The following is a 14537-nucleotide window of genomic DNA, read 5'->3' on the forward strand; positions in this document are numbered from 1 at the left end:
TATCTAGATTGGGTAAAAATGGGGTATTTTAGATTCAAATAAATATTAATTTTTATTAAAACTTAAAAATCAAATATTTCCAAGGTAAAATCAAATATAGATAGATTGAAAAAATTACTATCTAGGAGTTAAAAAATGGGATTTTTTGATAAATTTGGTAGTCAATTTATTGATATTATAGAATGGCTTGATTCCAGCGATAATACAATTTATTATCGTTTTGAAAGACATAAAAATGAAATAAAAATGGGTGCAAAATTAACAGTGCGTCCGGGACAAGTAGCAGTATTTGTTAATGAAGGTAAAATAGCTGATGTTTTTTCGCCAGGAATGTATGAACTCTCTACTCAAAACTTACCAATTATTAGTACATTAAAAGGGTGGAAATATGGTTTTAACTCTCCTTTTAAAGCAGAAGTATATTTTTTTAGTACGAAAATTTTTACTAATTTTAAATGGGGAACAGCTAATCCCATTACAATTAGAGATTCTGAATTAGGACCAGTCCGCCTTAGAGCTTTTGGAAATTATAGTTTTAGGGTAAACGATCCTTCTAAATTACTACAAGAATTAGTAAGTACTGATGGACTGTTTCAAACTGATGAAATTAGCGATCATCTTCGTAATATAATTATGACTTCCTTTGCAAGTTGGGTAGGAGAAAATCGAACTCCTTTGTTTGATTTAGCTTCTCATTATCGTTCTTTAGGAGAGCAAGTGCGTCAAGCTATTCAAACAGATTTTGCTCAAGTGGGAATTGAGTTAACTCAACTTCTGATTGAAAATATTTCTTTACCTCCTGAAGTTGAAAAAGCTCTTGATAAGAGAGCTTCTATAGGTTTACTAGGAAATATGCAAGAATATACTCAATATCAAACTGCTCAAGCAATTGAACAATCTGCCCAAAAACCAGGTACTAGCAATGCTGGAATGGAATTAGGTATGGGTATGGCGATGGCTAATCAAATGATGAATGGAATGCAATTTCAATCATCACCTCAACAACAGTTACCTGTGACACCACCACCACCATCTCAAGGTCAATGGTATCTTTATCAGAATAATCAACAATTAGGTCCTTTTTCTATTAATCAATTATCACAGCAAGGTTTAACCCCTCAAACTCAAGTTTGGAAAGCAGGAATGGATGCTTGGAAAGCTGCTTCAGAAATACCTGAATTAACTTTTCTATTTCCTGCTGCACCACCACCACCGCCTAGTATGGAAAAACAATGGTATATGTATCTTAATGGAGAGAAAATTGGTCCTTTGAGTCAAGAGCAGTTATCAGAACAGGGTGTAACAGCAGAGACCCATGTTTGGACTAATGGTATGGAAGGTTGGAAAAAAGCTTCAGAAGTGACAGAATTCGCGACTTTATTAAATTCTACACCACCACCTCCTCCTCCATTAGTGTAAGTTTTTTTAATTATCTGTTGACATAGAAAAAGTAGGTTAAACAATTAATAATTAATAATTCATAATTAACAATTACCTCTCCTTGAAAAGAAGAGGATTGAGGCTTAAGGAAAATTTTTTCTTGTTTTTCCTTTAAAGGAGAGGCTTTCAACCTTAATTATTAGGTAAAAAAGCTAAGAAAAAACTTAAAAATTGGCGTTGCTCAATGATTTTATGATTTTTTAGTAGTCAATAGCTAGTAGTTAAAAGAGTTTTTTCTTTCCCAATAGTGACAATATTTAGGATTTGCTGAAAAAGTCTTTTTTAAGGAGTAGGGGAGTAGGGGAGTAGGGGAGTAATTTTTGGGCTACTCTCCTGCCCAAAATGCTGACTTTTTGAGCATAAAGCAGCTCAAAACTAGGTACTTTTTCCAGAGTAAAAAAGGCTAAAACCTTTATATATAAATGCTTTGATCTTTAATCATCAAGCCCTATTTAGACCTTAGTATTATCAACCTTGAATCTTCACTTTCAAAAGTTTCATACCTCCATTCAGCAACGCCTAAAAATCTGTTCATTTCAATACATTAAACTTTGTGTTTGTGTAAGCATTCAGCTATTAGCGGTCAGCTATTCCTACGGAATGCTGCGCAAACAGCAATAAAAATGAATGAAGCAAGCACTTGCTTAACTTCTACTACATTTTTAAACAAAGAATTGAAGCACAAGAATAAAGAGCTTAAATTGTCCACTAAAGATAATAAAGCTGATAGCTGATAGCTGACCGCTGAATGCTTACGTGTTTGTTAAAGTTTATAATGCCGGAAGAACAAAGTTTTTACGAATAAATATTCCCGATAAAATTAATCAAGAACTAAATACTAACTAAAAAAATTACAGATGAATCAAAGTAATAATTCCTCATTAATTAAACGCTTTCCTTGTCCTAGTTGTGGAGCAAAAGTTAGTTTTAATCCCGAAGCTGCTCAATTAAAATGTGAATATTGTGGATGGGAAGATGTTATCCCTGAAAGTGACGAACAAATTGAAGAACAGTCTTATAAACAATATCTTAATCAAAGTAATGCTAAATTAGCTACTCTATCAGAAATAGCCTTAGAAGTTAGTTGTAATAATTGTGGTGCAACTATTGAATTTGAACCACCACAAATAGCTGGAGAATGTGCTTTTTGTGGCTCAAATATAGTTGCATCTCCTACCAGTTCAGACCCCACTATTTTACCAGAAGGATTAATTCCTTTTACCATTGGACGTAAAAAAGCTAGAGAAGAAGTGCAATCATGGATTAATAAACTATGGTTTGCTCCTAATGCTTTAAAAAAATTAGCTCAAATGGAGAAAATAAAAGGAATTTATCTGCCTTTTTGGACTTATGATGCTTATACTGCTACTAACTATAGTGGAGCAAGAGGGGTTTATTATTACACTACTGAAACCTATACAGAAAATCAAGAAACAAAAACTCGTAGAGTTCGTCATACAATGTGGTATAGTACATCAGGACAAGTAAGCCGTTTTTTTGATGATGTTTTAATTAGTGCTACTTCTTCAGTCGATAAACAACGTTTGGATGCCCTTCAACCTTGGCATTTACACGAATCTCTTCGTCCCTACGAATCATCATTTTTGGCAGGTTTTGAAGCTCAAAAACCTCAAATTTCTCTTCAAGATGGTTTTGAAGAAGCTAAAAGAGTTATGGATGTAAAAATTAGGTCTGATATTCACCGGGATATTGGAGGAGATGAACAAAATATTAATCATTCATCTACTTCCTATAGTGCAATTACTTTTAAACACATATTGCTTCCTGTTTGGTTAACAGCATATCAATATCAAAATAAAACTTATCAAGTTATGGTTAATGCTCGTACTGGAGAAGTTCAAGGCGATCGCCCTTACAGTATCTTGAAAATAACTTTGATTATTTTATTTGCTTTAGCTATAGTAGCCATAGTTATTACTCTAGTAATAAGATTTAATTAGTACTTTTAGTACTTTTTGAACGGGAGTAAAGTATAGTGTTAGACCATCACTAGATTTAAAGATGAAATCTTCATAATTATCGCAACTTTTAAGGACAGTAGTATTGAGAGAAACTAAGTATTAACAAGTTCAATCTATCCATAGTGGCGATCGCTTGATTCTTCAACAAAGATTCTCATATCAAGTAACATTAATTAATCACCATATAATAATGTAGTGACATTCCATGGGACATCACTACAGAGTTATACTCAATCAAGAAATATTTGCTACAAATATAATGGTAATTTTTAGTAGTAAATAGTAGATAGTTAGTAGTCAGTAGTTAGTAAAATATATTTTGTCTGATTTTCTATTATGAAAAACTCTATTAGAGTCCATAGAACTTGTGAGATTAACAATTTGATTTTTCCCAATAATTTGGAACATTTTTTCCTCTTTATATTTTCCTGTTAAGTACCAATAATTAACCTGATTTTATTTTTAAACTTAATTTTTACATTTTTCTATTTTCTTCTTTTATTGAGGTGGGATGAAGTAGAGATGTTGCTGCTTTTTGAGCAATTGCTTCTGAGACTTTAATTTGCTTAATAGTAACTAAACCCTCTTTGATAAACATATCTCTTAAAGCTGCCTTTTCCCCACTATTAAAAGGAGTCTCATAAAAAACTTCTTTAATACCAGCAGAAATAATTAATTTCAAACAATAAAGACAAGGTTCTAAGGTCACATAAATAACAGCTCCATTCGTAGATATTCCATGTTTTGCAGCTTGAGCAATAGCATTAGCTTCTGCATGAACAGAACGAGATGGTAAAACTTTACTAGCATCACAACTACTTAATTCAGGATAACAAAAACCCTGACTCGTACAATGTACAGAACCCGAAGGAGAACCATTATAACCAGTTGCTAAAACTTGTTTATTTTTAACTATTACTGCACCCACAGGAAAAGCAAGACAAGTTGAACGAGTAGCAGCTAGTTTAGCTATCATTAAAAAGTATTCATCCCAAGTTGGTCTTTGATATAATTCTTCTGTCATACTCCTGTAGAACCAAATCCTTTAATATCTCTTTCTGTTGTACTTAATTTATCAACTTCTTCTACCTTAACAGATAAAACTGATGCTATTACCATTTGAGCTATTTTCATTCCTTTAGTTACTTGAAAGGAATTTTTACCATGATTTATCAGAATTATTCCTATTTCTCCTCGATAAGTTTCATCTATAGTTCCAGGAGTATTTAAAACTGTAATTTGATGTTTTAAAGCCAACCCACTTCTAGGACGAATTTGTGCTTCTGTTCCTAATGGTAATTCTATGGCAATACCTGTATGAATTAATTGACTTTCCCCAGGATTAATAGTTAATTCATCAATCGAAAATAAATCCAATCCTGCATCTTTGTTATGAGCATAAGAGGGCATAATTGCCAATTCATCTAACTTTTTAACTTTCAGTTTCATAATTTTAATTACAGGAATAGAGTGCTATGGGCAAGTCAAATTTAATTATTACTTTTGAATTTTGACTTTTAACTTGATTTAATTATTACTTTTGAATTTTGAATTTTGAATTTTGAATTTATTATGTTTCATCTATAGTTCCAGGAGTATTTAAAACTGTAATCTGATGTTTTAAAGCTAACCCACTTCTAGGACGAATTTGTGCTTCTGTTCCTAATGGTAATTCTATGGCAATACCTGTATGAATTAATTGACTTTCTCCAGGATTAATAGTTAATTCATCAATAGAAAATAAATCCAATCCTGCATCTTGTGGATGTGCATAATAGGGAACAATTGCTGATTCATCTAATTTTTTAACTTTAAGTTTCATCATTTTCAATTACAACAGTTATCGAGTTAATGAGATACAAAATTTTATTGTTCTAGGGAACAGGCAAAAAGGAAAATAAATTAATCTAATGTATCTCACCATCCTCAAAAGTGTAATACATCTTTTGCTAGTAAGACAGATGAGATTTAGGGAGCAAAAACACAAGTGAGAGCAGAATCTTGAGTTCATTTATCATCTAATAATTCCATTTTCCGAAAGAATTAGATTGATAGAAACTTCCCAATTTTGGCACTCCTGCAACCGTAATGGTATTGATTGAACTTGAGACAAATTACCTCAGCTCCAATTACGAAGAATAGAAGATGTATTTCGGTGTCTTTCCTACTCACAGTTTTTTCCATTCCAGGTCTCCCCTACTCCCCTACTCCCCCACTCCCCATATTCCCCTCCTGGGAGGGGCCCGCGGGTGGGTCCCCCTACTCCCCATATTCCCCTTCTGGGAGCAAGGCTAATTCATTGCCTGGGGAGAATATTAATATGAAGTACATTTAATTGTGCAAATATACAAATATCTCCATCTCCCATCTCCCCATCCCCCCATCTCCCATCTCCACATCTCCCCATCAATTTTTCTAAGCGTGACAATAAATAGAACCTGCCCTCCACCGGAGGGGTTAGGGGTGGGTCCCCACTCCCCATCACTAAACTAAGGTGATAATTTACCTTTTCCTAGCCTATTTTTTTCATACCATTCTGCTATATTGGGCACCCAATCTTGAACATGAGGCCACATTAACTCACAAAGTTTTTGAATTTCTAATTGAGCATTCTTTTTAAAACGTAAATCCAAAAAATGTAGCAGACTCCGACAATTAAAACTCACAACAAAATGCTGACGATAATCAAAAGGAATTTTCCCTCTAGCGTGTTCTTCAGACATTCCCAATTCCATATCAATTTTGTATTTTTTAGCTGCCTCCAAACACCACTGTAAATCTTGCTCTCTTTGTTCAGCAGAATAATAATATTTCTTCCCCTGACGGTCAGAATATTCTCCCACCGGACGTAAGTAAAAAGCAGTCTCTATATCCGTTTTTCCCTCTGCAACTGCAATAACTTTTCCCGAACAAAATCGATAACTTTGTACATCGAAAGAATTGTGAACAACTAAACCATTAGCTATAAAATTATGCTCGGGATGTTCTACTTCAATATCATAAGTAATTTCTTTGCCAAACTTTTCAATAGATTCTATTCCTACAAAAACACCACAATTACAAGACAAACTATTGTTTCTTATATTGTCAATTTTGTTGTCTTTACTAGAACCCCAGGCAAGGTTTTCTAACCTATTATCAAAACTATTTCCGTTTAAATGTCTGACTTCAAGTTGCTCATTTTCTCCCAATGGTTCAAAGTTTTCTATGACTAACCTATGTATATTTACTCGTGATACTGTACCAGACCCTATTCCATGACTTAAACTAGCAAATAAATAATCTTTAGATTTGCTCAGTTTTTTAATCTTAGAATTTGACAATAACTGAGAACGATCTCCCCTTCCTCCTCTAGGAAGATAAGAACGCAAACGACCCAAACTAGAAATTTCATATCCTTCATAATTTCTTACTGGCATCCACTTTTCATCTAACATTTCTTGTTCCATAAAACTAATTTCCTGTGGAGCAACTTTATTACCAGTTAATTGCACTTCACATAATTGAGTGCTACTGTTAAATTCCTTTAACCTTTTCCACCCTTGATTAGTCCAAAACTGGTGTTCCAATGTAGCTCTTATTTCTTTACCAGAAACAGTTTTTATTGTGTAAGTTTCTTTTTCACCATTAATATAAATATTCGTTATTTTACTAGAAACAAGTTGGTTAGTTTTAGTATCTAAAGTCAAAATAGTACGCCTAGATATACTTTCTTGCATATATTTTGCATCATTAGAAGTTTGTTGATGTTTTCTCCCGTAATGCCATAAATTAGCTAATTTTTCAATTGTTTCTTCATAATATTTCTCTCCTTTAGACAAAGACGAATGCCCAAATCTAACCCTTGTGTTACCCGACAAACAACAACCTATTCTATGAGTTCTTGCTTGCTGCATAACACTATGGGGAAAAAAGCCACAATTAAAAGTAATTTGAGGATGCTCAATACACCCATAATGACCACGATCTCCTGCCAAAAGTCGCTTGACAATAATTTCCCCACATTTTGTTTCCGTAGGCCAATTATCTTGTTCGTCAAATACAAATCCTTCACTGTAGTTACCCTAAGCATATAAATTACCTTATATACTCGGCTTCAGAACCGAACGTGAGACTTTCACCTCATTCGGCTCCTCAATTTAGGACTGCTGCCTTTGCTTGCAACGACTTCCGAGCGTCATGACAAAAGACATGACAGTGTAAATGTAGTACTTCTAGATTTTTATCGGTATTGTTTCCACCTCTAGCTTTGTGCTCAATGTGGTGTTTTTCCAATATATCTCCTAGTTTTGAAAGTTAGTCCGCATTCCGTACATTTTCCTTCTTATCTTTTAATGATTCTGGCTTTTTGAGAGTCTGAGGTTTTATATTTATCCCCTAATCTCTTTGACCAATAATTATCATCTCCGTTGTAAGGGGAAGCATCTCCCTTGACTTTCACATACGTTTTACTCGCTTGTGTCTCGCGGTAATGAGGAAGTTTGATTATTCCCTCTTTTGACTTATAGGCAAAATTCCATTTGGTTTTACCTATAGTGAGCCAATATCTGTCCGCTATCCATCCCGCTGTTTTCTTCATTCTGCTTCTTCTACACGCCCATCTCCATAACCTTTTATAGATTAAGTAATCTAACTTGTTGAAGGCTTCCTTTGAATTGTGGTACGTATAGTAGTTACACCATCCTCTGATAATTGGTGTTAATTCTTTGATTAACACTTCCTGAGAATTTGCTCGATGTTTATGAATTACAGCAGCGATTTTGTCGTAGTGATTCTTGATGCTCTCTTTAGAAGGTTTGACTATTGTGGAGTATGGTTTTAGTTTTTCTGTGAACCTTGATTTAATTTTCTTGGATGTATGTTTTCCTTCTTTATATTGTCGGATATTACACCCTAAAAAGTTGAATCCTGGTTCTTGACCCTTATACCGTTCCAGTGTGTGAACTGTTCTGATATTAATGGGTTTGAGTTCTAGTCCCAATTCTCCTAACCACCTTTTGATTATTTCGGTACATTCTTCGACTACGGCTAATTTCTCATTAATGACTACGAAATCATCTGCGTACCTAATTAGTTTAGGTACTGATACTCTTTCTCCGTAAATTCTTTCGCAATTACGGATACTACCGTCTTTTCTCCCAGGGAAATGTTCCTCTAGTATTTTTTCCATTCCATGTAGTGCAATATTAACCAATAGTGGTGATATTACACCCCCTTGAGGAGTTCCAACTTCAGTTTCTTCTAGGAAGCCATCGTTAATGACTCCGGATTTTAACCAAGCTTTTATTTGTCTCCTAAAATTGGGGAATGTGTCGATTTTCTCTAATAATTTATTGTGGTCTATCTTGTCAAAACATTGAGATATATCAGCGTCCAATACAAATTTTGGTTTGAACTGTATACATTTCCCGATCGCTGATATCGCATCATGTGTGCTTCTTCCGGGCCTAAATCCATAAGAGTTTGGTTCAAACTTTGCTTCCCATTCAGGTTCTAAAGCCTGTTTGAGCAAGACTTGTTTGGCTCGTTCCTCTATGGTTGGGATTCCTAAAGGTCTCTGTTCCTTCCTTCCAGGTTTGGGTATCCAAACTCTTTTGGTTGGCGTGCTTTTATGACTCAACTTTAGCTTTTGAGCTAACTTTAGTCTTTCTGAGGGACGAAGGAATTTCTTCCCATCTACCCCTGCTGTGTTTTTCCCTTTATTATCCTGTGTGACTCTTCTGACTGCGATGAGTCTTGCTGACCAAGATTTGACAAGAAGTTTTTGTAGTTTGCGGGCTAACCTCACATTTCCACTTTTAGAAGCATTATAGATTCGCTTTTGGAGCTTGAAGACGTTTTGTTCGGCTGTTTTCCAGTCGATGTCTTTCCATTCCAACGTTGATTTTATCTCGGTTCTGGACATATTTTACTCCTACTTAAGAACGTATAATTCCTAAATTGTGAATCTGTGGGCATATCCAACTCATTACAAATTGGCATTAGCTTCGGATTCAATCCCATCTAAGGTGGCTTACGCTAGCTACTACTCAAAGATTCGACCACTTTAAGAGCCTATCCTTAGATTTAATTCGTTCCCATTTCCCGTTGGTATCAGTTTTAGGGCCTTCCTTTTTGCCGAGGTTATTTTGGAGTACCGATAAATACCAAGACTCATATTTATCCCTTAACCTTTGGTCGTTATTGACCGCTGCGTGTCAACCTAATTTCGCAACTTAATGCTCACGACAAATATAGAAGTTCACTTTCGTTACCCATGACTAAATGCTTGCGAAAAATTCCATTTAGGTTATGTTATTTTATCGCTTTTATACCCGCTTCAATGTCAGTAGTCGCTACCTGCTTAACATTGGGGTATATGCTGTCATCGAGGTACTTTCGAGAAGGGACTTGTCAAATCTTTATACCTATTTAACGTAGTTATATTAATTTTTTGTTAAATCTTGCCATAACCTGATGTTTATTGACTATGTGACTCTGGTCATGATTTGACTCACCCTTACGGGAAATGAGTTGTCTCGGTATCGGGTTTTATCCCTTCCCTATTGACCCGCCTTTCTGTTGAAAAGAAGGTGCTGAGGTTATTACACCTCAAACGAACCGCACATCTTGATGCAAAGCTGCATAAATTACCTGTTGAGGATTTAGAGTTTTAGCAATTACTTCTACCCGAAATTTATCCATAAAATTTTTCCTGATAGTCTTATTAGTTGATTGATATCCAAGAACAATTAGTTATTAAAGCATCCTAAGATTGACTATCTAAAAAGTGATAGATTTTTCTTATTTTTGACTTTTAACTCAAACAAATGATACTTTCCCACCGTTTTACATAAGCTTTACGCCACTGAGTTACACGCTACCCAAATTCGCAAAGGAAGTAAAGTTACTTACATTTCTCACCTTTTATATAGAATACGGTTATATAGTATATGTTTATAAATATACTTCAAGCCTTCAATCTCCCCTACTCCCCACATTCCCCAGGGTCTATTTATTGTCACCAGAGAAAAAAGGGAGAGGGGGAAGAGGGGGGAGAGGGGGAAGAGGGGGAACTCAAAAAAATATAGGGTTGTAAATATTCTCGCTACGACAAAGAATTAGCCCAGGGGAGATGGGGAGATTTGTATATTTGCACAATTAAATGTATTTTTTATGAATATTCTCGCTACGACAATGGGCGTTGCTGATTTTGGGTATGATGCAAGCCCCCCTAGCCGCCCAAAATTGGGGGGAATAAAACTCTAAAAGTCCCCCACGCATTGGGGGATGCGCGGGGGCTTGACCAGAATCAAACAATCGCACATTCATACTTCAATTCAGCAATGCCCGACAATGAATTAGCCATGCCCACATTCCTCTCCTGGGAGGGGTCCGCGGGTGGGTTTACTCCTACCCCATACCAAAAGACTTTCCATAAGCAAACCCTAATTATTTCAGATATGGGCGTTGAAACTATTTGTGACATCTTTAAAGTGAATTGGTATTAGTATTGCCCTTGAATATGAAGCAGATGAGGATGAGGCCATAACAGCAGTACTTCATAATGCGATAGAAGATCTAGGTGGAGCACCTATTCGGACAGAAATTAGACTACGGTTTGGAGAGAGTAACAAAAATAGTAGATGGTTGTACCGATACGGATACAACTAAACCTCCTAGAGGAGAACGTAATGTTCTGTATAAATAAGTTTTCAATATACATATTTAATATAAGTAGTGAATTTAATTATGTAACCTTGAGTTTACAGGAGAATTATGAAGTACTGATGAAGATAATCTGGCTTTTAGGCAAAAAGTTTTAAAGTTTTCGTAAAGTTTCTGGAAATTACTTGAAATTGCCGATGTCGATTGTTAGGATAACAAGTAATAAAAACACGTTAAATCAATGCTTACTACAAGCAATTAACGGTTGGATTCACAACCTATACTTTTGTGAATTCAAGTATATTTCGTAATTTTATTTATCTGCAAGTAAAATTGCGTGACCAAATGTAATAGCAGAAATTTATGAGGTTCTAAAGAGGTTTGAATTATGGTTGAATCATTTACTTTAACTAACAATTACGAAAGACAGCTGTTTGATGTAAAGAGCAATAAGAAGCTAGAAATCATCAATTATAAATCTAAAAGCGCTGCTTCTCCTTTAAATATTTTATTTCTAATTCCTCATCCTTTTTATCAAGACCGAGGTTCACCTATTGCTGATAACTTAGTTTTAAAATTTTTATCAGAAAAGAACGATAAAGTTGATGTAGTAACCTATCCAGAAGGGAAAGATGTTGACTATAAAAATACTAATATATACCGTACAATCAACATCCCATTTGTCAAAAATGTACGTCCTGGATTTTCTTGGAAGAAAATTATTTATGACCTATTAATGTTCCTAGAAGTAGCTAAACTACTTTCCCAGAAACGTTATAGTTTAATTCATGCTGTAGAAGAATCAGTATTTATCGCATTACTACTAAAATTTTTGTTTAAGACTCCCTACATCTATGATATGGATTCTTCTTTATCTCAGCAAATGGTCGAAAAATATCCGTTTCTTTCACCTTTTATTTCTGTTTTAAAATGGCTGGAAAAACACGCAGTAAAAAATGCAGAAGTTGTAGTTCCAGTATGTCAAGCTTTGGCTAATAATATCAATCAATATCAACCCAAAAAGGTTGTACTATTACCAGATGTTTCTTTGTTAAATGAAAAACAAGTTGCAACTAAACAGAATCTCAGAAAAGAGCTAAAAATTAGCAATACAATGCTAATGTATGTGGGCAATTTAGAACAATATCAAGGTATAGATTTACTGCTAGATAGTTTTGCTTTAGCACTAAAACAAACAAAAAAAGTAGATTTAGTGATAGTAGGAGGAGAGCAAGAAGATATTAAAAAATATCAAAATAAAGCCAAAAAGTTAGGAATTAAAGAAAAAGTACATTTTTTAGGAAAAAAACCTGCTAGCGAACTAGGAAATTATCTCGCTCAAGCTGACGTTTTAGTATCTCCTCGGACCAAAGGTAAGAATACACCAATGAAAATATATTCTTATCTTGATAGTGGTAAAGCTGTATTGGCAACTAATTTACCAACTCATACTCAGGTATTAGACAACAAAACAGCAATGTTATCTCACCCTAATCCTCAAGATTTTTCTAAAGGAATAATTTCTCTAACTAAAGACCGTGAATTCAGATTAAAATTAGGGGAAGCAGGTAAAATGATGGTTCAGAAAAAACATAGTTATGCTGCTTTTTGTGAAAAATTAGGTAGTCTCTACAATGAAGTGAAAGAAACAATTAACTCTGATCAACATCAGAAAGGAGACTCAGAAAAAATGCTTATGCTTGTGGAATCAGGAGATTATCAAGTATCTTAAGGTTAGTAAAGTTATCTTCATCTACATCCTTAGATTTCAGATGTTATGGAAAGAAATTTAACAGAACTAACTAATCAAGTTTACGATGTACTGGTAATAGGTGGAGGAATATACGGAGCTACTCTAGCCAGGGAAGCAAGTCTGCGTGGCCTCTCTGTAGCCCTTGTAGAAAAAAATGATTTTGGTGCGGCGACTTCTGCTAATAGCTTAAAAACTATTCACGGAGGACTGCGATATCTACAAAATGCCGATTTTAAGCGGATGCGAGAGTCAATTCACGAACGCACCACTTTAATGAAAATAGCACCCCATCTTATTCATCCACTGCCAGTGTTGATCCCTACTTATGGACATGGGTTGAAGGGAAAAGAAGCTTTGTCTGTAGCATTAGCAGTCAATGACTTGGTAAGTTGCGATCGCAATAGACTCCTAGACCAACAAAAACATATTCCTAACGGTGGTGTCATTTCTTTTGAGAAATGTTTGGAGTTACTTCCTGGTATTTCAACTCAAGGTTTAACTGGTGGGGCAATATTCCACGATGCTCAAGTCTACAACTCAGAAAGATTAACTATTTCATTTCTACATTCTGCTCACCAAGCAGGGGCAAGTTTAGCAAATTATGTCGAAGTTACTGGGTTTATCCAAAATAATAATCGTATCAATGGAGTAACAGTAACAGACAAACTCACTGAAAATCAGTTTGACATCCGCGCCAAAACAGTTATCAATACCTGTGGAGCATGGGTAAATAAAATTCTAGGTATGGTCAACCAACAACAGCGATCGCCTTTTGGTTTGGCTAAAGCGATGAATTTAGTTACCACTCGCCCTCTATTTGAAAAATATGCAGTAGGTATTACCAGTAAAAATAGTTCTGCTGACTCAGATGCTATAGTTAACAAAGGTAGTCGCTTTCTATTTATTTCTCCTTGGCGTGGGCGCTCAATTATTGGTACAGAGTATGCCGTTTATAGTCAAGACCCAGATAATTTCCAAATAACAGAAGCAGATATCAGTCAATTTCTGGCTGCCATCAACCAAGCATACCCACCAGCAAAACTAAAGCGGGAAGAGATTTCATTTGTACATGGGGGAATGTTACCAACAACTAATATTAACTCCAAAACAGGCGAACCCATCTTAGCAAAACATTATCAAATTTTTGACCATTCCCAAACTGGATTATTAGGTTTAATTTCAGTAGTCGGAGTGAAATATACCACTGCCAGAGATGTAGCTGAAAAAGTAGTTAATTATTTGTTCAAATCATTAGGAAAAAAATCTCCCAAGTCAGTTTCATCAGTTACATCTATATATGGTGGAGAAATAGAAAACTTTACTGATTTTTTACAGAATACTATTGTAGAAAAGCGGTCGAAAGGTTTAACAGAATTAAGAATTCGTCGCCTAGTTTATACCTACGGCTCTGCTTATCCAAAAGTTCTTAATTATTTGGAAAATTATGAGAGCGAATGGGCAATTGTTAAAGCCGAAATTCTCCACGCTATTCATCAAGAAATGGCTTATAAATTAAGTGATGTAATATTTCGACGTACAGAATTAGGTAGTGCTGGATATCCAGGAGATGAAACTATTAAATTTTGTGCTGAAGTAATGAGTAAAGAATTAAGCTGGAGTTCGACTAAATTAGAGGAAGAAGTACAGGAAATTAAGAATAAGTTTGGAATTACTTCGGCTATAGTAGCATCAAATTTTTAAGACTAAAATGCAAT

Annotated in this window: 10 protein-coding genes and 2 pseudogenes; 5 read left to right on the forward strand and 7 right to left on the reverse strand. The window is 34.9% G+C overall.

Annotated features, from left to right (window positions below; translation table 11 throughout):
• Positions 1 to 135: 135 nt before the first annotated feature.
• Complete coding sequence (locus F6K15_RS15780; RefSeq protein ID WP_293062259.1) at positions 136 to 1419, forward strand: SPFH domain-containing protein; 1284 nt, start codon at positions 136 to 138, stop codon at positions 1417 to 1419.
• An 878-nt stretch (positions 1420 to 2297) separates the two neighbouring features.
• The gene (locus F6K15_RS15785) at positions 2298 to 3401 is read left to right on the forward strand and encodes a hypothetical protein (RefSeq protein WP_293062261.1); all 1104 of its coding nucleotides are present in this window, start codon (positions 2298 to 2300) and stop codon (positions 3399 to 3401) included.
• A 496-nt stretch (positions 3402 to 3897) separates the two neighbouring features.
• On the opposite strand, the gene F6K15_RS15790 is transcribed toward F6K15_RS15785, so the two are convergent.
• The 7 genes and pseudogenes from F6K15_RS15790 to ltrA all read right to left on the reverse strand — a co-directional run bounded on the left by F6K15_RS15790 (position 3898) and on the right by ltrA (position 9327).
• Positions 3898 to 4446: a dCMP deaminase family protein gene (locus F6K15_RS15790; protein WP_293062263.1), complete on the reverse strand. Its 549-nt coding sequence runs from the start codon at positions 4444 to 4446 to the stop codon at positions 3898 to 3900.
• A complete protein-coding gene (gene dut / locus F6K15_RS15795; RefSeq protein WP_293062265.1) occupies positions 4443 to 4871 on the reverse strand; it encodes a dUTP diphosphatase in 429 nt (142 codons plus the stop codon). The genes F6K15_RS15790 and dut overlap by 4 nt, the downstream gene beginning before the upstream one ends.
• A gap of 130 nt (positions 4872 to 5001) precedes the next feature.
• A pseudogene (locus F6K15_RS15800) lies at positions 5002 to 5244 on the reverse strand (dUTP diphosphatase); the annotation flags it as partial.
• 474 nt (positions 5245 to 5718) lie between these two features.
• Positions 5719 to 5850 (reverse strand): hypothetical protein, encoded by a 132-nt coding sequence (locus tag F6K15_RS15805; RefSeq protein WP_293062267.1) that lies wholly within the window; start codon positions 5848 to 5850, stop codon positions 5719 to 5721.
• A gap of 61 nt (positions 5851 to 5911) precedes the next feature.
• Positions 5912 to 7399: an FAD-dependent thymidylate synthase gene (gene thyX, locus F6K15_RS15810; protein WP_293062268.1), complete on the reverse strand. Its 1488-nt coding sequence runs from the start codon at positions 7397 to 7399 to the stop codon at positions 5912 to 5914.
• Between the two features lie 157 nt (positions 7400 to 7556).
• Positions 7557 to 7697 (reverse strand): HNH endonuclease, encoded by a 141-nt coding sequence (locus tag F6K15_RS38385; RefSeq protein ID WP_293125731.1) that lies wholly within the window; start codon positions 7695 to 7697, stop codon positions 7557 to 7559.
• Positions 7698 to 7746: 49 nt separating this feature from the next.
• Complete coding sequence (ltrA, locus tag F6K15_RS15815) at positions 7747 to 9327, reverse strand: group II intron reverse transcriptase/maturase (protein ID WP_293062270.1); 1581 nt, start codon at positions 9325 to 9327, stop codon at positions 7747 to 7749.
• Positions 9328 to 10910: 1583 nt separating this feature from the next.
• Here ltrA and F6K15_RS15820 point away from each other — a divergent pair.
• From F6K15_RS15820 to F6K15_RS15830, 3 genes and pseudogenes are all read left to right on the forward strand, one after another.
• Positions 10911 to 11106: pseudogene (locus F6K15_RS15820) on the forward strand (HD domain-containing protein); the annotation flags it as partial.
• A 351-nt stretch (positions 11107 to 11457) separates the two neighbouring features.
• On the forward strand, positions 11458 to 12801 hold the full coding sequence (locus F6K15_RS15825) for a glycosyltransferase family 4 protein (protein WP_293062272.1): 1344 nt from the start codon (positions 11458 to 11460) through the stop codon (positions 12799 to 12801).
• Between the two features lie 45 nt (positions 12802 to 12846).
• On the forward strand, positions 12847 to 14523 hold the full coding sequence (locus tag F6K15_RS15830) for a glycerol-3-phosphate dehydrogenase/oxidase (protein ID WP_293062274.1): 1677 nt from the start codon (positions 12847 to 12849) through the stop codon (positions 14521 to 14523).
• The last annotated feature ends 14 nt before the right edge of the window (positions 14524 to 14537 follow it).

Origin of the sequence: Okeania sp. SIO2B3, assembly GCF_010672525.1 — a bacterium.
Taxonomy (GTDB): domain Bacteria; phylum Cyanobacteriota; class Cyanobacteriia; order Cyanobacteriales; family Microcoleaceae; genus Okeania.